A 20,232-nucleotide genomic window follows, 5' to 3' on the forward strand; every position below is an offset into this window, starting at 1 on the left:
CCCCCCTCTGCTGGTTTTAAGTTTATTTATAGATGTCGTCTCTTGAGGCTTCGAATTGTTTCGATTGAATGAGTTGCTTATACCACGAAGCTGATTTTTTTAATGAGCGATTTCTATCATTCTCTAAATCTATCTCTACTAATCCATAGCGATTTTTAAATGCATTCATAGGAGAAACATTATCGGAGAATGCCCATAGCATGTAGCCTTTGCAATTTACTCCCTCTTCCACAGCTTTTATCAGCCACTTTAAATGTTCACTAATGAATTCAATTCGATAGTCATCTTGTATAATTCCATCTTCGTTCTTAAATCGCTTCTCGTTCTCTACCCCCATACCATTCTCTGCAATAAACCATTCAATATTTCCGTATTCTTCTTTCATTCGGATTCCCATGTCATACATAAGCTCAGGGTATATTTCCCATCCTCTGTATGGATTCATCTTTTTACCTGGCAGATCAAATTTCTCATAATAATATTCTGGATGAAAGGGAACTTCGTCATTCCAAAGAGAGGTACGCGCCTTTACTCTATGGGGGAAGTATAAATTTAAACCGACATAATCAACTGTATTCTCTTTAATGATCTGAAGCTCCTCATGTGTATACTCGAATGTAATTTCATGCTTATTCATTACATCGAACAATTCTTGTGGATACTCTCCTTTAATAGCCGGATCCAGAAACACTCGATTAAAAAACAAATCATACATTTGTGCCGCTTGTTGGTCATGTTCAGCTGAAGATCTTGGATAAGTAACTTCAGGATTTAAAATAACTCCAATTTTAGCGTTATATTTATCATTCAATTCCATTTCTTTAAACAACTTCACAACTTTAGCTGTTGCTAACCCTTTATTGTAATTCCACTGCATCCATTTTTTTGTGTTTTGCTCGAATGGGTAACGGATGGCATCTAAATACACACGAGTTTGAACGACAACCGGTTCGTTAAATGTAAACCAATGCTTCACACGGTCCCCATACCGTTCCATTACCTTTTCCGCATATTTCAGGTAAAGTTCTACGATGTGTTTAGATCCCCATCCCCCGTGTTCTTCAAATAATACGGCTGGAACTTCATAATGCTCTAAGCAAATCATAGGTTCTACACCGTTTTCAATTAGTTCATTGATCATGTCATCCACGTAGCTTGCGTAATCTTCATCGACAATTGCATTCTCATAGTCTGTTAAAAAACGCGCCCAATTAATGGAGGTTCTAAAATGAGTCAGGCCAATTTCTTTCATGTAGCCAATATCTTCTTTATAACGATTGATGAAATCAGTAGCAACGGCTGGTCCATAGCCGTTATGCCATACATGTTTGTTGTTTTTATACCACAGATCTAGAAAAGAATCCTGAGACTCTTTTTTACCTGACCATCCTTCTGACTGCCATGCAGAAATAGCTGCTCCAATAATAAAGTCTTCTGGTACCTGAATTGTTTTCTTTTCCATCTATGATCTCTCCCTCTATCATTTCTACGATTTTATGGTCATAAGTCTTCTATACTTTGTGGGCGTCATCCCCGTGTATCTCTTGAAAACTTTGACAAAATATTTATACTCTTGATAGCCAACTTGTTCCGCAATCTCAATTACTTTAAATGGAGTTTCTTCAAGCAATGATTTTGCTTTATTTACTCTCAGTTCATTAACATACTCGTTAAATTTCTTGCCAGTCTTCTGCTTAAATAAGGAACTGAAATAATTAGGTGATATATTAATCACATTTGCTACTTCATGAGCCTTAACATCGGAGGTGAAATAAGAGTGGATGTAAGTTACTGCTCTCTCAATTAACCAATCATTACTTTCAGTTTGAGATAACTTTAACTCCTTAATCAGAAGGTCTAAATCTTCTATAAAAAGTTCCTTTAATAATTGATAATCATTGAATAGATAAACATCGATTCCTTTTCTAAAATTTAGACTTGGATACACTGGTTCCTGCCGAAACAGGTTTTCATAACGTTGAATAAGACTAGAAAAAAAGGTACGCCCCGTCTTCACTACATCTTCTAAAAAAAATTGATTCTCTTTAAAATAAGCAAACAATTGATTAGTTAAATTCCTGACTTGGAGATCATTTAATTGGAAAAAGGCGTTTAAAAGATCTGTCTCCAATTGGGAAGGATAAACTTTTTCTTCTTTAATCGGCTCATCAGATTGGGATAAAGTAACACTCCGATCTTCCTTTAATGGAAGATACTTTATAGATTGAATGAGTTCGGCGTGCGCTCTAAATAACTGACCCAATTGGGTTCGCCTTTGATAAATTATTCCCGTTATATCTTTTTCAGATTGATGTATGAAAGCTTTCACCTGATTAGAAGTGAGCGTGCCCGTTGGATCTATGATACAAGTTAATAAAATATTATCGCCGGTAAATACAGATGTGACCTCATAGCCTTCATGGAGGATTCTGCTTTCGAGGTCATTCTTCCAATCTCGTTTCACCTGTTGAATTCTTTCTTTTGTCAGCCCATAAGTTACAGAGGCGTACTTTTTCAGCATGGTTATGAACGGGTAAATCGATACCTTGCCATATCGTTTTAATTCTTGAGGAACCTTTACAGGAAAATTCCATATCTGATGAAAGATCGCATTATTTATTTGCGTTTTTCTTAGTTCTTCACTTTCATTACGCTCGATGGTGGTTTCATTTTTAATCTTAGTGACCACACGAAGCAGCTCTTCTATATCAACCGGTTTTAGCAAATAGTCTTGCACTCCCAGCTTTAGTGCTCTCTGAGCATACTTGAAGTCATCATATCCACTAATCATCAAGATTTTGATATTAGGATAATTTTCTGCTAGGTAACCAGCTAGCTCCAGACCATCCATGTTGGGCATCCGTACGTCCGTAACCACTAAATCAATGGCCTCGGATTCTCTGATTTTCTTAATAGCATCTTTACCGTCTTCCGCTGTCTCCATCACTTCGATTTGGTTTTCCTCCCATGGGATAGTGGCAGCTAGACCGCGTCTTATAATAGGTTCATCATCGACAATTATTATTTTAAGAGTCATTATTTTCACCTTGCTCTTTGTCTATGATTTTCATTTCTGTTTCCAGCTGGAGAGGCAGCTTCACCCTAATCCACGCACCTTTATCATAAGCCACATTTTCTATTCCAAAGCCTTCACCGAAAGCAATGTCCATTCTCTCTTGAAGGTTTTTAAGAGCAAATCCACTGCCTGACGTTTTCCCTTGACCCTTCACACCGTGACCATTATCGATTACATCGATCCAAACCAATTGGTCCGTTTGATAGCATTTGATTTGTATAACGCCTTTTCGGTCTAAATCTTTAAATCCATGTAAGATACTATTTTCCACGATCGGCTGCAAAAGCTGATTAAGAATGAAAGCTTCTTCAATTCCAGCTTCACAAAATATTGAAAAGTGTAGTCTGTCTCCTAACCTGCTCTTCTGAAGCTCTAAGTAATTTCGCAGGTAATCGAGCTCGTCTTCTAACCTCACCCACGTTTTCCCCTTCGTTAAATTCAGCCGGAAAATTTTAGAAAGCCTCTCAATTAATTGACCGGTTTCCATCGCATTTTCTAACCTGGCCGTCCAGCGGATCATATCCAGCGTGTTGTATAGAAAATGAGGATCCATTTGATTTTGTAATGATTTTAATTCCGATTCCTTTTGACGGATTTTCAATTTATATTCTGTATCGATGTGCCTTTGAATGGTTTTAACCATTCGATTAAAGCGACTTCCCAGCTCTCCAATTTCATCCTTAGAGTTCACATGAACATTTACGGAAAAATCCCCCGTTTCAAGCTGTTCCGTTTGATTTGTTAATTCAATGATCCGCTTAATATTGGAAAAATAAAATCCAATAAAAGCGATAATACCCAGGATTGCTAATAACAGAATCATTGCCACAATCAGACTGCGAACATTATAAAGTTCTTGAACCACTTCTCCTTTATCAACGATGGCTACTGAGTACCATCTGGTGCCTTCAATTTTCTTCTTCACGACTAAATATGTGGTGTTATCAGTGTGATAAGTTGTTGATGCTTGGTTATTATCTACTACTAAGTTGACAATTTTAGAGCTGGGGAACGGCTGGCCAACCTTGGATTCTTCACTGTCCAGTACCACTTCACCATTCTCTGACATTAAAAAATAGTCCCCTTGATTAGCAGATGTACCGGCAGAGTATGATTGATAGAGGTCTTTTTCATCTAATCGTATTCTTACCATTCCAATAGATTGATTAATATGATTCATACTATTAATAACTCTTGTTAAACTTACTATCTTCTTCTCTCCATCCCAGTCACTCGACATTTGATAAGCGTCACTCCAATAAATGCCGCCTTCAAGATCTTCAGCCGAGCGATTTAAGACTTCTTCGTTGCCTGTTACAGGATTACCAAACCTCAGTTCATGACCATCCTTCGCTCTTAAAAGAATGGAATCAATATAATTTTGAGAAGTGATCTGAAAGGTGAAGTAGCCGCGAATTCCGTCTTCTGCCTTTTTGTACTCGGGGGCAGCCATTTTATCCTCAGGTGTTTGGAAGAAAGTACGAAAATCTTCGTCATAGATCATATAGGACGACATACTTTCAATTCCTCGAATAACTGCTTTTAAGCTTTCTTCATTTTTCTCCAGAAGCTCGATGGTATTTTCTTCTGCCTGCTGCTTAAATATCTTCGTTGTTTGATAATAGATTAAACTCGCAAACAATATCGTAGGCAATGTAATCAATATGAAGAAAACGCTTGCAAATTGTTTTGTCAGACCCCAACTTCGAAACATGATGCATCCACCTTTAATGTGTGATACAGCAATTTTATCCCTTTACAGCCCCTGATGTCATGCCTTTTACAATTTCTTTCTCTAAGAACAAGTAGAAGATGACAATAGGAACTAAAGTCATGGTAAGACCTGCCATTTGTGCTCCATAATTGGTTGTAAACTGACCAGCAAAGCTAGCTAGTCCAAGCGGCAGCGTCTGCAACCCGGGATCATTAATTAGGACCAGCGCAAAGGAAAATTCATTCCAGTTATGAATAAAATTCAGTACCAGCACCGTGGCCACAGCGGGACGAGACATAGGTAGAATAATAGACCAAAAGATCCGGAATACCCCGCACCCATCCATGATTGCCGATTCTTCAATATCCTTTGGAAAAGCTTTCATGAAGCTTGTCAATATAAAAATAGTAATAGGAAGATTAAAGGCAATGTAAGGAAAGAGTAAAGTGACTGGAGTATTTAATAATCCTAAGTTTCGGATCAAGATGAACATAGGAACTAAGGTGGAATGAATCGGAATAATCATTCCAAAAATAAACAAAGTATAGATAAGTGTATTCATTTTAAATGAGAATCGGGCAAGGAAATAAGAAGCCAGCGCTCCAATCAATACAGTAATCACAGTTGCAGCTAAGCATATAAAGATGCTGTTCTTAAATAAGATGCCAAAGTTAGCAGCTTTCCAAGCATTCATGTAGTTTTCAAAAACAATTTGTTTTGGGAAACCAAACTGATTAACCGCAAATTCCTGCTCCGACTTAAAGGAGTTAATAACCATCCACAAAATGGGATAAGCATTAATGACTGCAAAAAGTGTTAATATAAGATAAATCATTGTCTTTTTAAAACTTTTTCTTTTATTTCCCTGGTATTTATCTTTCACTTTTGTTTTAGAACTCATGGTTGTTTCCATATGCAAACCTCCTTCCTACACCAGCTTTTGCCCCAGTGCTTTTCTGACGATCATAATTAAAATCAAGCTGAAGAAGAAAATAACTACTGATACCGCGCTGCCATATCCATATTGCAGGTTGGAGAATGTTTCATTAAACATATAAAGTGCCATTACATCGGTTGAATGCGAGGGACCACCATGTGTCATCACATAAATCAGGTCGAAGGTCCGCAAACTACCGGCGATACAAAGAACTATAGCAACAATAATCGTGTCCCAAATCATCGGAACCGTTATTTTCCAAGTGGTGACCCACTCAGATGCGCCGTCCATTCGAGCCGCTTCTAAAACTTCGTTTGGTACGTTCTGAAGAGCTGCCAGGAAAATAATTAAATAAAGCCCGACAAACTGCCAGATCACCGTTATACAAACAGCGATCATTGCCCATTGAGTATCCCCAAGCCAGTTTTGGGCGATCCCTCCTAACCCTATCGCTCGGAAGAATTCGTTAATCATGCCATCTTTTGAGTTGTAAATCAGACTCCAGGTTAATGAAATAACAACAGTAGACAACACAACAGGCAGGAATCCAATCGTTCGAAAGATCTTCGCTCCTTTGAGCTTTCTATTTAGTAATAGAGCGATAAATAATGCAATGGGAACCTGACCTAACACTGAGGCGACGACCACAAAGATATTGTTCTTAACAGAATTCCAAAAAAGCGGATCTTTAAATAGTTCTTTAAAATTATCAAGACCTACAAAAGTCATCGCTGAAAACCCATCCCAGCTCATAACCGAGTAGTAAAAAGACTGTAAGATCGGATAAATCGCAAACACCAGGTACAGTAATAATGCTGGAAGAAGTCCAATCAGGATCGAGCTTTTTTTTCTTGCTAAGTGCATAAACTCACCTCTTTATATAGGAACAGACAGCGTTTTTGTTGCCTGCTCCTTTATTTGCTCTACTCCTTCTCCAGCTCCTTTTGCATTTCTTCAGCTAATTCTTCAGCTGTTTTGTCACCTAAAGAGATTGATTGCAGACCATTGTTAATCGTGTCTGTTAATTCTGGGGTAAGTGTCGCGTCATACACTGGAGCAAGCCCGTTTTGCGCATAGCTATTTGCCTTTTGAAAGACTTGTGGTATTGAATCATCCATCTCTACATCTGCTGGAACAATGATATTAGCTTTGACTAGCTGTTTATACATGTCGTCTCCATAGAAGTACTTTAAGAATTCAAAGGCTGCTTCTTTTTTATCCTTGCTTAAATTACTGTTTAGAGCGATTCCTCCTCCAGCTACCCCAGCAATTTTAGATTGGTCTCCTTCTCCGCCTTCGAATTCAGGAAAAGGGGCAACCCCAATATTTTCTTTATTTTTCACACCGTCGAGGATAGGACCGATCGCCCAGGAACCCGCAAAATGCATCGCTGTTTCTCCACTATTAAATTCACTTCTAGCCTGAGCTTCATCTATGGTGTTCATATCTTCATTAAATGCCTTAAGATTCGTTAATTCATCTATGACTGAAAGTGACTGAACAAATTTATCATTCTCAAATGATCCTTCCCCATCAAGCGTATTCTCCAGGAAATCACTACCAGTATAGCGGTCCGCTATTGTAGAAATATATACGGACTGTAATGGCCACGCTGCTTTATTTCCAAGTGCTATCGGTGTAATCCCTTTATCATTTAAATCGGTTATCAAAGCCTTTAACTCTTTGTACGTCTTCGGAAATTCATCGTAACCTGCCGCTTTTACTTTTTCTTTATTATAGAAAATCAAACTAGTCTCACTGATATTTGCCGGAATTGCGTACTGTTCTCCATCTACAGCGTAGTCTTTCAATATGGCTTCCGGTATCACTCCATCCCACTGATCTTTTATAGAATTTAATGAAAGAAGTGCTCCGCCTTCAACCAATGGTTTGATTCGTGCACCTGGCCAAACACGAAACATATCCGGCAATTGCTTTCCAGCCGCCTGGGTCCGTAATTTCGTTTCATATTGATCATGAGGAATACTTTCAATTTTCACCTCAATATCATCGTGTTCGTTATTAAATTCCTTTATTAGATTCTTATATACAGTATTTTCAGGGCGATCTTCTGTCCAATCATTCCATACCGTCAATTCTGTAACACCATTTCCAGAAGCCTCATTATCTCCCCCGCTGCAAGCAGCTAAACTGATCGTTAATACCATTGCCATCAGCAGCCAACCAATCTTTTTCATATAAATCCTCCCCTTTTGTTAAAGCGCTTACATATAAGTCTAGCAGGTATGATTTTTTACACTATCCTAGAAATCTATAAAAACATCCGAAAAATTACGAAATATTTAAAATAATAACACATTTATTTGACAATCTATAAAAAAGTCCTCTCTTTAAAGGAGAGGACTTAGAAAAGCAAAGCTTATGTGTAAAACTTCGGTCCTTATTTACCGAGAATCGAAAATTTACTCTACCTGTTCTAAAAGTTCAAGCACCCACTCACACCAATCGATTTCTTCCTTATCCATCCGCAGCCTTCTTTTGAACAAAATAAACCTCCCAAACTGCGGTGAAGTTTTCTTCCGCAAGTCCCCTCCAAATTCTTCTTCCATCTCTTTCAGTACAGATTCGTGCTGACTAAGCAAACTCTTATATCTTTCCAGACGCTCCATAATTAATTTTTTCCCTTTCCTTTCATCCGTCAGCCAGATGGCGTAGGCCTTAATCAAAAATTCATCTCGCTGAATGGGCGGTTCTGGCTCGGTTTTCAACCAGTCTTTTAGGACATCCTTTCCACTATCGGTAATGGAGTATATTTTCTTATCGGGTCTTCCTTTTTGCTGAACTTGCTCAAAGGTTACCCAATCTTTATCTTTTAATTTAGTAAGTAATGGATAGATTTGACTGTGTTTGGCTGGCCATAAAACATCTAACAGCATCCTTAATTCGTAGCCGGAGCAGGGTTTTCTTACTAATAAGCTTAGCAGTGCATAACTGAGTGAATTCATATCAAGAGACCTCCTTATATAAATAATTATATATATAAATATTGACATAATAAAGGGTGGAATCCTATACTATGGAAAGATATTTATTAACTTCTATAATTGAAAGGAATGGATAAACATTGGCTTTACAAGAGAATATCCGTAAGCGTGGACGCTTCATTACCGTCCTTGCTACTTTTTTAGCGTTTATGGGAATCGGCGTCGTGGATCCGATTCTTCCCGTGATCGCGAAACAGATTGGAGCGAGCCATTGGCAAGTAGAAATGCTGTTTACTGCTTACATTTTTACTATGGCAATTATGATGATTCCCGCCAGTTTGCTTGCAGGTAAATTTGGTGATAAGAACATGATCAAGTTCGGGCTTGCTGTGGTTACGATTTTCGCCATTTTATGTGGTTTTTCCGGAACGGTGGCTGAATTATCGTTCTTTCGGGCAGGCTGGGGATTTGGAAATGCTATGTTTTTCGCAACAGCCATGACATTATTAATTACCTTATCGAAGGAAATTAGTTCAGCTGTAGGTTTGTATGAAGCAGCGATCGGTCTCGGAATGGCCGGTGGGCCGCTCTTAGGCGGCCTAATTGGTGAAATTTCCTGGCGCTATCCATTTTTCGCAACGGGCGGATTAATATTTATTGCCTTACTTCTTGTCATCTTCTTTGTTCAAGAACCAGAAAAACAAGAAAAACGCAAGGCACCCGGAGTGAAAGAAATGGGCCGCTTACTTAAATATAAACCATTTTCCCAAGGCGCTATAGCAGGAATGCTTTATTACTACGGTTTTTTCACGGTTCTCGCTTATTCACCACTCGTCATAAATTTAACAGCCATTCATCTTGGCTTTATATTCTTCGGTTGGGGGATTTGTCTGGCTTATGGATCAGCAGTACTTTCCCACCAACTGGAAAGAAAGTGGCATCCCATCACATTAATTAAGTTTGGACTTGCAGCTTTTGTTATTCTGCTTGCCCTACTATTATTTGTTGATATTATTTGGCTGGAGATCGTGCTGATCATCTTATCAGGTCTCGTTTCTGGACTAAACAATGCTTTATTTACCAGCTACGTGATGGATATTTCCCCTTATGCGAGAAACGTAACCTCAGGGGTATATAACTTTGTCCGCTGGTTTGGTGCAGCTCTAGCACCACTGCTCTCTGGAATTGTTGGCGAGAGTCTATCAGCTCATGCACCTTTTGGTGTGTCAGCAGCAGTAGTTCTCGTTGGACTACTGCTCATGCTAATCCCAGTTAGCAAGCAAGTAAAGACTCATGAAAATGACACGGAAACAACGATTTTATCTCGAGAAATTGTTCGTGCTCATAAATAAAATAACGGGAGGGAAAGACGATGAATAAATTTCTTGTCCCCATTGACGGTTCCGATCAATCAAAACGAGGATTGAAATCGGCATTAAAACTTATCGAAGGTAAAGAGTCTCAGACAAGATTAATCCTGATTCACGTATCCATAGATAGTGAACAGTACGCCGAAGCAGGGGCTGCGCTAAATGTAAATATCAATCAATCAGCAAAAGCGGAAGGAGAAGAGCTGCTTCAACATGCCCTTCACTCCATTCCTGACGGTGACTTAGAAGTAGAGATCGTTCATTTAGAAGGGCTGATCTCGCAGTCTATCATTGATTTTTCCAATCAGGAAAAGGTAGATTTTATTGTTATGGGAGGAGCCGGAGCGGGATCGATCAGTGAATCGATTCTCGGCAGCGTGAGCCACCAGGTCCTGCATCATGCCGATGCTCCTGTGGTTATCGTAAAATAGTGACTATAACCGGGTAAACTTCCTGCCTATTGAAAAAGAGCGTGTTATCAGATAAACCTGATGCACGCTCTTTTTTTCTATTTCGATTTTGTAACGGCAGATCCCATTAAGATCCGTGAAACCGCCACTGTCTATTTATATATGTAATACACTTGCGCCCTATAATTCGCAAGTAATAAATCCCAATAATCCTATACCTAGGTTTCTCTATATTTTACTTAGAATTAAAATACCAAAAGACTTCTTTAATCGGTAAGGTCCAAATAATTCTATTGGAGTTCTCGAATCTCTGGTGTTTACTTTTACCTTTTGGATCAAGGTATGATAAGTAACAAATCGCTTTAAAGCGTCTTCGGTCATCTGTCTGATTGGTTCAATTACTACAGTGTTATCGATCCGGATACTTACAGACCCTTCCATATTAAGCTGCCAATCATCTAATGTGAGACTGGTTAATTGTGCAATTTTGTCTTCATCCTTTCCTTGATGTCTACGTCAAATTTCAGAAATACTCCACTCTTTTTATCTTTATTTTTCTTTCAGAGGAAGATATTTCCTTTATAATAAACACTTACTCCATCATTTTATCATGCTATGATTTTCCATGCTATTTTGAATCAATTGAAAATACCAGAATAGTTCTTTTGTCTCTCCCTCCTTTAATAGGTTAACCGTTGACTTTTTTATAGGGATAAGCAAGGGTAAATTTGCTATAATCTATTATTCCAAACGGTCATACTGAAAGCGTTTTAAGGGAATAAAACGCTCACTTCTAAACACAGAAAACCCGAACCATTGTAAGTGAATGATTCGGGTTTTCTGATAAACTCTATTCATTTATACCTGTCTTGCAATTAGTGGATCCCTCTCATTAACTTTTGAATTTTTGGAGATAAGACAAGAAGGATAACACCAAGTGCGACTGCAACTCCACCAAGTATGCCGAAGTAAACTACTTCGGTATCAGCATTGTAAAACTTAACAATTTGAGCATTCATCGCCTGACCGCCAGCACTCGTTAAGAACCAAAGGCTCATGGTCTGCGAGGCAAACGCAGCAGGGGCTAATTTAGTTGTAGTAGACAATCCAACTGGTGACAGCAGCAATTCACCTACGACAACTAGGAAGAAACTGAGCAGCAGCCATAAAGGACTTGCCAAATTTTCTCCGCTTGTAATTGCTGGGATCATCATAATCAAGAATGAGAATCCTGCAAAAATAAGACCATAGGAAAACTTCGTTGCCGTGGTAGGCTGTTTCGATCTAAGACGCAGCCATAACCAGGCAAAGAATGGAGCAAGTATGATGATAAACATTGGGTTTAAAGACTGGAACCAGGATGACTGAATATCTAGTCCTGCAAAATCCAGGTTGGTCCGTTTATCAGCATATTGCGCTAGAATGATTGCTCCCTGTTCCTGCAGCGCCCAGAAAACCATCGCAGCAATAAATAACGGGATGTAAGCAAGAACCCGAGACCTTTCCACTTCTGTCGTTTTTTTACTACGATACATTACAATAAAGTAAGCCGTAGGAATAGTAAGACCTAAGAAGCTGACTACATAGGTGAGGCCATTGATCGTGAGAATCCCCGTAGGTATTGTTACAGCAAGCAGTACAGCAATGATAACTGCCCCAATGACGAAACGAGTGATTGTTTTGGATCTCTCGCTCTTTGTTAAAGGGTTGGGAACATTTCTTCCTGCCAATCCAAGACTGTTCTTCTTAGAAATAATGAAGGTAATTAGACCAAAGAACATTCCAATAGCAGCGATCGAAAAGCCTAAATGGAAATTAACTTCTTGACCTACAGTTCCAACTATTAATGGTGCAAGAAGCGCACCTATATTAATCCCCATATAGAAAACACTAAATCCTGAATCGCGTCGATAATCATCAGGAGCATAAAGATCCCCCACTATATTCGAAACGTTCGGCTTTAATAACCCAGTACCAATAACGATGAGTACCATGGAGATGAAAAAGGAGGTTAAACCACCTGGTATCGATAATGCGATATGACCGAGCATAATAAGTACCCCACCATAAAACACGGTTGAGGTAGATCCGAGCAGCCGGTCGGCTATCCAGCCTCCGATAATACCGGACATATAAACTAGCGAACCGTAAATCGCCATTATGGAAGCGGCAGTACCTTCATCAAGGCCCAATCCGCCCTTTGAAACTTCATAATACATATAAAAGATTAATAATGCGCGCATTCCGTAGTAGGAAAACCGCTCCCAGAATTCAGTAAAGAATAAAGTAAATAATCCTTTCGGATGTCCAAAAAATCCTTTTTGGGGTACGCTTTTCACTATTTCTTCTTTGGTGTAATTTGACACTCCCCGAAACCTCCTTGAAAATTACACGACAAATTGTAAGCCTTCTCACTTAATAAAATTTTCAAACAATTTGTCGAATATTGTCCTGACAAAGAAAAATTATAATCCTATCCATGACTGAAAATCAATTGTTTTAACCATATTCCAAATAGAGTTTATTTTCTTATAAGAGTGAATTTTTATACAAATAAGTACTTCCGTCCCTTAAACAAGAATTTAGATGATAGCTGTACCCTATACACCCATTCTTTTGTCACCGAAATTCCCGATTATTACAATTAGAAGACGAAGTGAATAAATATCCATTTCAAACTATTTCTTCTGGGTTTGACGCTATTTCAAAAAGGGGATAGTTACATAGAGCTTTCTATAAGGAGGGTTCATGACAAATGGAAAAATCAAAACGACTACTAGCCAAGCGTTTGTATAAATTCATGAGGAAACGAGCTGTGAAAGTTCTTAAAAATCCCGTCAGAACGAAAAAAATGATCGACACGGCCCGTCATAAATCAGAGGAAAACAAAGGACCGCTGACTCAAGTGTGGAGTGAATTGCAGATGATGTTTAATCTAGTGAGAGACTGGAGAAAAGGAAACTATACGCAGGTTCCTACCGGTTCCATATTAGCAATTGCTGGAGCCATACTCTACTTCATCTCACCAATAGATGCCATTCCTGACTTTATTCCTATCGGCGGTTATCTCGATGATGCATATATTTTAAAATTAGTTTTTGATCAAGTTCAAGCGGATGTCCTGGATTACCGCAAGTGGCTTTCTGAACAGGACCAAACGATGGACGATTCCGCTACTGAGAAGGATGAGGATGCAGTTTTGGATAGAACATAGTCAAGGAGGATAAATGTTGAAGGCTCTCGCAGAGTCACTGGGGAACGACTGTTTTGCTTCTCAAGGAGACTTAGAGCATGCATATGGGAAGATAAGCAGGTGAACGAGCCAAGATCTTTATGTATCTATAAATAAAAAAAGGCATTAAAAGCCGCCAAAAACCCGAACGATGAGGTATCGTTCGGGTTTTTTCACTGTCTGATTAAGCGTTCCTTCCTATCATGGTTCGTCTTAAGAATGACGATTTCCTGATGTCCAACTCTATTTTAATGGATGCTTTTTTTAAATCTTCCTCCCCGAACCTCTGCAATATCAGCAATGGCCAGAAAAGATTTGTGATCGTGTTCATAGACAATATCCTTAAGTTTGGCTTCTTCCAGCCTGGTAATAACACAGAAGACGACCTTTTTCTCATCCCCTGTGTAGGCACCTTCCCCACTTAAATACGTCACCCCGCGGCCTAAGCGATCAATAATTGCATCTCCAATATCTTTATAGTTCTCACTTATGATCCACACCGATTTTGATTCATCTAATCCCTTAATCGTGACATCGATCATTTTATAAGCTACATAGTAGGTTAACAGGGAATACATGGCTCGGTCCCAGCTGAAAACAAAGCCTGCACTGCCGAGGATAAACAAATTCACAAACATAATGATTTCTCCCACAGAAAATGGGAGCTTTTTACTGACTAGAATAGCAGAGATTTCTGTTCCATCCAGACAGCCTCCATAACGGATCACCATACCCACTCCAATTCCCAGCACACATCCGCCAAATAGAGAAGCCAATAAAACATCTGAAGTGAAGGCGGGGACATCATGAAGAACGGCAGTAGAAATAGATAAAATAATAATTCCGTAAATCGTAGAACTCGTAAATGTTTTACCAATTTGTTTATAGCCGATAAAGAAAAAAGGAATATTCAAGATGAAGAGAAACAATCCAAGAGGGATGCTGGTAATATGAGACAGCATAATGGAAACTCCAACTATTCCCCCATCAATGACATTGTTAGGAATCAGAAAGATCTCCAAACCGACCGACATAATAACAGCACCGAGCGTAATGAAAAACATTCGTTTGACGATTTCAGCCAGCGGTATTTTTCTGTGTTCTACTTTTTCAATAACCTGCTCCTCGTAAGCAATCGTATTGGCTTCGCTCATAACGAACCTCCCAATTTCTTTTAAAGAAAGAGCGGCCAGCTCTTCCTGGATTTTCTGTAATCTCATCCGCGGACAGGGCAAAGTATGTTTTTGAACAAATTGGATTGTAATTTAACTTGTATGGAGATTTTCCATCAAGCACTAAGAGGAAGGGACATCAGTATACTTGGAAATCTTCAGCAGAAAATAGAACGAAGTATCAAAGAATGGTATAAAGAGATTTTATTCAGAAAATTCAAGTAATTATATTATATCAATAAATCTTAAAAATAGAAATCCTTTCATGGGGAGCAGTGAGCACCTTAGTAACGTCAGTAAAGGGAAGCGGGAAGGCTGCCGATCTCCATCATAACCCATACAAAAAAACCCTGAAGAAAAACATGCAGGGTTTCGGCCATTCTTATTCAACTGTCAGTTCTATGATTAAAGAATCGTTCGAACAATCTTAATCCAACCAAAAAAGGAGCACCATAAAGGAACGCTTAATAATAATGACCACCTAAGTCCAGTGATAAAATCATTTTCTTTACCCACAGCGATTCCCCTCCCTGTCTTGTCTATACCTTCACTATACCCCATACCTGAATTCTTTATTACACAATAAGTGCCGACTACTTAAAACGCGCAGTTTTTTTATATAAATAACCTTCCTGCTTGATTAAAAAGCCCAATAAATGGAATACTTTTGTTAAGATGAGTGTAGGAGGCGTGATAAATGAACTTAAGGAAAATCAAGCTAATCATTGGAATTACTCTGTTCACGCTTATTTTGGCGGCAGCAGGTACAGCAGCCTATTTTCTTACGATTAAAGATTACGGTGTACAAGATGCAGAAGTCGACAACCTTGTCCAAGACGATTACCAGCTGGACGAACCTGAACTGGCTGAGGAACCTTCTGCTAAAACGGCATCCGCCTCCCCCACTGCAGATTCGAACTCTTCTCCGCAGTCTGCCAGCAAGAAAATGTCCGTTAAGGAAATAAAAGCTGCCTATCAGCCAACGTTTGATGACTTGCAAACTCAAGTAAAAGACCGTCTCGAACAGTTAGCTAATAAGGCAAAGAAAGAGTATAACGACAAGAAGGCAAAGAAAGAGGACATCTCCTATATGTATTTCCTAACGAAATATAAAAAGGCCGCAGATGAACTGGAATCTAAGACAGACAAAGCCTTTAATAAAGTGTACGACAACATGCAGGACGATCTAATGGCCAATGGTCATAACGAAAATGCAGCAAATGAAATGAAAAGAAACTATGAGAATGAAAAAGAGCGATTAAAATCAAAAGTAATGGCCACTGCGCTTAACAAATTTTAAGTTAATTAAAGAATTTTATCATCCAAAAACCCTCACCAATGTATTTATACAGGTGAGGGTTTTTGGATTTTATTGTTTCAAGCAGGGAAAGGTTTTTCTGGCTGTTTCGTATTCCTAAGTCATAGAACCCTTCATCATTTTCCACGAACTTTTTTTAAAAAGGAAGGCTAATTTTCATTCTAACTTCTAATATCATTCCACCCTTATATTTGTAAAAAAATGTATGGTACTTATTCCCCGGGTAAGTTGTCTCTATATTAACCATGAAAATATTGTTAAAATTATTAGAATATTAGTAATTTTAGCACTAAAATCCAAAACAGGAGGATGCCTTTCTATGAAGTTATACTTATCCGTCGACATGGAAGGAATAACCGGTCTCCCGGATTCTACATATGTCGACTCCCATCAACATAATTATGAACGTGCCAGAAGAATCATGACTCAAGAAACAAATTATGTCATTGACTCGGCCTACAAAAATCAAGTGAAAGAAGTCCTCGTGAATGACAGTCACTCTAAAATGAACAATCTTCTCATCGATGAAATTCATCCGGATGCCTATTTGATTACTGGAGATGTAAAACCATTTTCAATGATGCAAGGGTTAGACAGTTCTTTTACGGGAGCAATTTTTATCGGCTATCATGCTCGTGCAGCCCAGAAAGGAGTGATGTCTCACTCGATGATTTTCGGCGTTCGCAACTTTTTCATTAATGATGTGGCGGTTGGAGAACTCGGTCTCAATGCATACGTAGCAGGTTATTTTGGGGTGCCGGTGTTAATGGTAGCGGGCGACGATTGCGCAGCACAGGAAGCTGAAGCTCTTATCCCTAATATTATTACCGCGCCAGTAAAAGAAACCATTTCCCGCACGTCAGTAAAAAGCCTGACGCCTGCCAAAGCAGGCGAATTACTTGAACAGCGTACTAAAGAGGCCTTACATAACAGCCAGAATGTGGCTCCTTTAGTACCACCAGAACACCCTTTACTGCGAATTGAATTTATGAATTATGGACAGGCCGAATGGGCAAACCTCATGCCAGGAACGGAACTTGAACCTGGGACTACCATTGTGAACTTCAGAGCCAAAGACATACTGGAAGCCTATCAAGCGATGCTCGTCATGACAGAGCTTGCTATGCGCGCCACTTTCAGCTAGGAGGAGAGTCTTATGGCCGTCTACATATTAAAACGTTTTGCTCTTATGGTAGTGACTGTATGGATCATTGCCAGCCTCACCTTTTTCTTAATGAATGCAATACCTGGATCTCCATTTAATGAAGAAAGAACGACAAATGCTGCCGTTGAGCAAAACCTTGAGGAACATTTCCACCTGAATGAACCACTTGCTGTACAATATGTACTCTATTTAAAGTCCATAGCCACCTTTAATTTTGGACCGTCAATTAAACAACCGACAGAAACAGTCAATTCTTTGCTGGGGCGCGGCTTTCCCATTTCTGCTGAGCTTGGAATCTGGACCATATTGGTCGCTCTTGTATCGGGAGTCACTCTTGGTGTCTTCGCAGCACTGAAACATAATGGCATGATCGATTATTTAGCTATGACCATAGCAGTTCTAGGGATATCGATTCCTAACTTTGTCCTTGCCACATTGCTCATTCAGGAGCTTGCCGTGAGCCATCCGCTCTTTCCTGCCGCAACTTGGAGCAGTCCCAAGCATATGGTGCTGCCTATTCTAGCACTGGCTACCGGCCCCATGGCGATTATAGCCAGGCTGACCCGCTCGAGTATGCTGGAAACATTAACTCAAGACTATATTAAAACGGCACGGGCGAAAGGATTATCCCCCATCAAAATTGTCGTCAAGCATGCTTTAAAGAATGCCCTGATGCCTGTCGTAACCATTCTTGGTACACTGCTCGCAGGCATATTGACCGGAACGTTTGTGATCGAGAAGATCTTCGCCATTCCCGGCATGGGGAAATACTTTGTGGAAGGAATTAATCAACGGGACTATCCCGTCATTATGGGAACCACCGTTTTTTACAGTGTATTTCTAGTCTTTATGCTTTTCCTTGTTGATATCGCTTACGGCATTCTCGATCCAAGAATCAAACTACATAAGGAAGGAGGGAAATGATGTGATTCCTACAGCTAAAGATGAACAAAAATCCCCATCTTCCATACCTGATGAGTGGTTTAAACCGAAAGAAAAAAATTTAGGAGAAGCAGAGTCTGTAGTACGCCCTTCCCTTTCCTATTGGCAGGATGCCTGGAGACGGATCCGACAAAACAAGCTAGCCATGTCAGGACTGGTTTTTCTGATCTTGCTCGGAATAATGGCTATTATTGGACCCATGATTTCTCCGCATAACGTGTCTGAACAAGCGTTAGCGAATCAAAACCATCCCCCTTCCACAACGCATTGGTTTGGAACCGATAATTTAGGGCGTGATGTGTTTACACGAACGTGGTATGGAGCCCGAATCTCTTTGTTTGTAGGACTAATGGCGGCCCTTATCGATTTTTTCATTGGGGTAGCTTACGGAGGAATTTCCGGATATAAAGGCGGAAGAACCGATAATGTAATGATGAGAATTATTGAAATACTGTATGGTCTTCCCTATTTACTTGTGGTCATTCTGCTCCTCGTCGTTATGGGGCCGAGCTTAACCACCATCATTCTTGCCTTAACTGTAACGGGCTGGGTGGGGATGGCCCGAATCGTCCGCGGGCAGGTACTGCAAATGAAGCATGACGAATTCGTGCTGGCTTCGCAGTCTTTCGGCGCAAAAACAAAACGGATTATCCGTAAAAACCTGCTTCCCAATACGATGGGGCCAATTATCGTGCAGATGACCCTAACCGTCCCCACTGCGATCTTTGCAGAAGCGTTCCTGAGTTTCTTAGGTCTAGGAATCCAGTCTCCTTATGCAAGCTGGGGGATGATGGCGAACGATTCACTTGGAGTGATTTTATCAGGTCATTGGTGGCGTTTATTCTTCCCGGCCTTCTTCATCTCGGCAACGATGTTTGCTTTTAATGTCTTAGGTGATGGATTGCAGGATGCGCTCGATCCAAAGCTTAGGAGGTAAAAAAACATGGAAAAAATATTAACCATCCAAGATCTTCACGTCTCCTTTGTAACCTACGGCGGGGAAGTACAAGCCGTACGAGGAGTAAATCTACACCTCAATCAAGGGGAAACACTCGCAATCGTGGGAGAATCAGGATGTGGAAAGAGTGTGACTGCAAACAGCATCATGCGGCTGATCCCTTCCCCCCCGGGAAAGATTACACACGGGACCATTACTTTTAAGCAAAAGGATTTAACAAGACTACCGACTAAACAAATCCGTAAGATCCGCGGCGTTGACATTTCCATGATATTTCAAGATCCTATGACCGCTCTCAACCCGACTTTAACGATTGGAAATCAGCTTACAGAAGGACTTAAGCAGCACCAGTCCATTAGTTCAAAAGAGGCGCAGCAGAAGGCCCTGGACATGCTCCATCTCGTCGGTATCCCTAACCCGATGGAACGAATGAAACAGTACCCTCACCAGTTCAGCGGCGGTATGCGGCAGCGGATTGTGATTGCTATGGCACTGATCTGTGAACCGGAACTCTTAATTGCTGATGAACCGACTACCGCGCTTGATGTCACAATCCAGGCGCAAATTCTGCAATTATTTAAAAAAATTCAATCCGAGACAGGGGTTTCCATCATTCTAATTACGCATGATCTGGGCGTAGTTGCTAAAATTGCCGACCGCATTGCAGTCATGTATGCCGGCAAAATTATCGAAACTGGAAATCGCAGAGAAATTTTTCATCATCCGCAGCATCCCTATACGCAGGGACTCTTGAATTCAGTCCCCCGCCTGGATCGAAAAGGCAGGAAACTGGTTCCCATCGACGGCACACCACCTGATTTATTTTCACCTCCGGCAGGGTGCCCGTTTACCGCCCGGTGTCCTCAAGCCATGGAAGTGTGCAGCAAAATTTATCCTTTTCATTCTGAACTGAGTGACACCCATGAGGTCGACTGCTGGCTTCAGGATGAAAGAGCTAAAAAATATAGGAAGATTAATACATGATGAGAGGGG

At 40.0% G+C, this 20,232-nt stretch carries 17 protein-coding genes; 8 read left to right on the forward strand and 9 right to left on the reverse strand.

Going from position 1 to position 20,232, the window contains the following annotated elements; all coding sequences use genetic code 11:
• Positions 1-22 precede the first annotated feature (22 nt).
• The 7 genes from Q7A53_RS15355 to Q7A53_RS15385 all read right to left on the reverse strand — a co-directional run bounded on the left by Q7A53_RS15355 (position 23) and on the right by Q7A53_RS15385 (position 8,693).
• Positions 23-1,462 carry a glycoside hydrolase family 1 protein gene (locus Q7A53_RS15355; RefSeq protein WP_411790063.1) on the reverse strand — a complete coding sequence of 480 codons (1,440 nt, stop codon included), beginning with the start codon at positions 1,460-1,462 and terminating at the stop codon, positions 23-25.
• A gap of 24 nt (positions 1,463-1,486) precedes the next feature.
• Positions 1,487-3,037, reverse strand: a complete 1,551-nt coding sequence (locus tag Q7A53_RS15360) for a response regulator transcription factor (protein ID WP_411790064.1) — start codon at positions 3,035-3,037, stop codon at positions 1,487-1,489.
• A complete protein-coding gene (locus tag Q7A53_RS15365; protein ID WP_411790065.1) occupies positions 3,027-4,790 on the reverse strand; it encodes a sensor histidine kinase in 1,764 nt (587 codons plus the stop codon). Before Q7A53_RS15365 ends, Q7A53_RS15360 begins: the two co-directional genes overlap by 11 nt.
• 34 nt (positions 4,791-4,824) lie before the next feature.
• Positions 4,825-5,703, reverse strand: a complete 879-nt coding sequence (locus Q7A53_RS15370) for a carbohydrate ABC transporter permease (protein ID WP_411790066.1) — start codon at positions 5,701-5,703, stop codon at positions 4,825-4,827.
• Between the two features lie 15 nt (positions 5,704-5,718).
• A complete protein-coding gene (locus Q7A53_RS15375) occupies positions 5,719-6,591 on the reverse strand; it encodes a carbohydrate ABC transporter permease (protein ID WP_411790067.1) in 873 nt (290 codons plus the stop codon).
• Between the two features lie 59 nt (positions 6,592-6,650).
• Entirely contained in the window at positions 6,651-7,925 is a 1,275-nt protein-coding gene (locus Q7A53_RS15380) for an extracellular solute-binding protein (protein WP_411790068.1), read from the reverse strand.
• Positions 7,926-8,150: 225 nt separating this feature from the next.
• The gene (locus Q7A53_RS15385; RefSeq protein WP_411790069.1) at positions 8,151-8,693 is read right to left on the reverse strand and encodes a PadR family transcriptional regulator; all 543 of its coding nucleotides are present in this window, start codon (positions 8,691-8,693) and stop codon (positions 8,151-8,153) included.
• A 119-nt stretch (positions 8,694-8,812) separates the two neighbouring features.
• On the opposite strand from Q7A53_RS15385, the gene Q7A53_RS15390 reads away from it, so the two are divergent.
• Complete coding sequence (locus Q7A53_RS15390) at positions 8,813-10,024, forward strand: MFS transporter (RefSeq protein WP_411790070.1); 1,212 nt, start codon at positions 8,813-8,815, stop codon at positions 10,022-10,024.
• A gap of 20 nt (positions 10,025-10,044) precedes the next feature.
• On the forward strand, positions 10,045-10,473 hold the full coding sequence (locus Q7A53_RS15395; protein WP_411790071.1) for a universal stress protein: 429 nt from the start codon (positions 10,045-10,047) through the stop codon (positions 10,471-10,473).
• An 854-nt stretch (positions 10,474-11,327) separates the two neighbouring features.
• Here Q7A53_RS15395 and Q7A53_RS15400 read toward each other — a convergent pair.
• Complete coding sequence (locus Q7A53_RS15400) at positions 11,328-12,818, reverse strand: peptide MFS transporter (protein ID WP_411790072.1); 1,491 nt, start codon at positions 12,816-12,818, stop codon at positions 11,328-11,330.
• Positions 12,819-13,207: 389 nt separating this feature from the next.
• Here Q7A53_RS15400 and Q7A53_RS15405 point away from each other — a divergent pair, with 389 nt between their 5' ends.
• Complete coding sequence (locus Q7A53_RS15405) at positions 13,208-13,666, forward strand: YkvA family protein (RefSeq protein ID WP_411790073.1); 459 nt, start codon at positions 13,208-13,210, stop codon at positions 13,664-13,666.
• A 266-nt stretch (positions 13,667-13,932) separates the two neighbouring features.
• On the opposite strand, the gene Q7A53_RS15410 is transcribed toward Q7A53_RS15405, so the two are convergent.
• The gene (locus Q7A53_RS15410) at positions 13,933-14,748 is read right to left on the reverse strand and encodes a YitT family protein (RefSeq protein WP_411790114.1); all 816 of its coding nucleotides are present in this window, start codon (positions 14,746-14,748) and stop codon (positions 13,933-13,935) included.
• A gap of 805 nt (positions 14,749-15,553) precedes the next feature.
• On the opposite strand from Q7A53_RS15410, the gene Q7A53_RS15415 reads away from it, so the two are divergent.
• From Q7A53_RS15415 to Q7A53_RS15435, 5 genes are all read left to right on the forward strand, one after another.
• Positions 15,554-16,156, forward strand: coding sequence for a hypothetical protein (locus tag Q7A53_RS15415; protein WP_411790074.1), 603 nt, complete (start codon positions 15,554-15,556; stop codon positions 16,154-16,156).
• Between the two features lie 337 nt (positions 16,157-16,493).
• A complete protein-coding gene (locus tag Q7A53_RS15420; RefSeq protein ID WP_411790075.1) occupies positions 16,494-17,318 on the forward strand; it encodes a M55 family metallopeptidase in 825 nt (274 codons plus the stop codon).
• Between the two features lie 12 nt (positions 17,319-17,330).
• Complete coding sequence (locus tag Q7A53_RS15425) at positions 17,331-18,263, forward strand: ABC transporter permease (protein ID WP_411790076.1); 933 nt, start codon at positions 17,331-17,333, stop codon at positions 18,261-18,263.
• A gap of 1 nt (position 18,264) precedes the next feature.
• The gene (locus Q7A53_RS15430) at positions 18,265-19,218 is read left to right on the forward strand and encodes an ABC transporter permease (RefSeq protein WP_411790077.1); all 954 of its coding nucleotides are present in this window, start codon (positions 18,265-18,267) and stop codon (positions 19,216-19,218) included.
• 6 nt (positions 19,219-19,224) lie between these two features.
• Entirely contained in the window at positions 19,225-20,223 is a 999-nt protein-coding gene (locus Q7A53_RS15435; protein WP_411790078.1) for an ABC transporter ATP-binding protein, read from the forward strand.
• Positions 20,224-20,232 lie beyond the last annotated feature (9 nt).

It is taken from the genome of Halobacillus rhizosphaerae (assembly GCF_046719735.1).
Taxonomy (GTDB): Bacteria; Bacillota; Bacilli; order Bacillales; family Halobacillaceae; genus Halobacillus_B; species Halobacillus_B rhizosphaerae.

What these genes read in the sequence shown, in the direction of transcription:
- Q7A53_RS15355 (WP_411790063.1), bottom strand. Translation starts at nt 1,462, where the DNA reads ATGGAAAAGAAAACAATTCAGGTACCAGAAGACTTTATTATTGGAGCA.
- Q7A53_RS15360 (WP_411790064.1), bottom strand. Translation starts at nt 3,037, where the DNA reads ATGACTCTTAAAATAATAATTGTCGATGATGAACCTATTATAAGACGC.
- Q7A53_RS15365 (WP_411790065.1), bottom strand. Translation starts at nt 4,790, where the DNA reads ATGTTTCGAAGTTGGGGTCTGACAAAACAATTTGCAAGCGTTTTCTTC.
- Q7A53_RS15370 (WP_411790066.1), bottom strand. Translation starts at nt 5,703, where the DNA reads ATGGAAACAACCATGAGTTCTAAAACAAAAGTGAAAGATAAATACCAG.
- Q7A53_RS15375 (WP_411790067.1), bottom strand. Translation starts at nt 6,591, where the DNA reads ATGCACTTAGCAAGAAAAAAAAGCTCGATCCTGATTGGACTTCTTCCA.
- Q7A53_RS15380 (WP_411790068.1), bottom strand. Translation starts at nt 7,925, where the DNA reads ATGAAAAAGATTGGTTGGCTGCTGATGGCAATGGTATTAACGATCAGT.
- Q7A53_RS15385 (WP_411790069.1), bottom strand. Translation starts at nt 8,693, where the DNA reads ATGAATTCACTCAGTTATGCACTGCTAAGCTTATTAGTAAGAAAACCC.
- Q7A53_RS15395 (WP_411790071.1), top strand. Translation starts at nt 10,045, where the DNA reads ATGAATAAATTTCTTGTCCCCATTGACGGTTCCGATCAATCAAAACGA.
- Q7A53_RS15405 (WP_411790073.1), top strand. Translation starts at nt 13,208, where the DNA reads ATGGAAAAATCAAAACGACTACTAGCCAAGCGTTTGTATAAATTCATG.
- Q7A53_RS15410 (WP_411790114.1), bottom strand. Translation starts at nt 14,748, where the DNA reads ATGTTTTTCATTACGCTCGGTGCTGTTATTATGTCGGTCGGTTTGGAG.
- Q7A53_RS15415 (WP_411790074.1), top strand. Translation starts at nt 15,554, where the DNA reads ATGAACTTAAGGAAAATCAAGCTAATCATTGGAATTACTCTGTTCACG.
- Q7A53_RS15420 (WP_411790075.1), top strand. Translation starts at nt 16,494, where the DNA reads ATGAAGTTATACTTATCCGTCGACATGGAAGGAATAACCGGTCTCCCG.
- Q7A53_RS15425 (WP_411790076.1), top strand. Translation starts at nt 17,331, where the DNA reads ATGGCCGTCTACATATTAAAACGTTTTGCTCTTATGGTAGTGACTGTA.
- Q7A53_RS15435 (WP_411790078.1), top strand. Translation starts at nt 19,225, where the DNA reads ATGGAAAAAATATTAACCATCCAAGATCTTCACGTCTCCTTTGTAACC.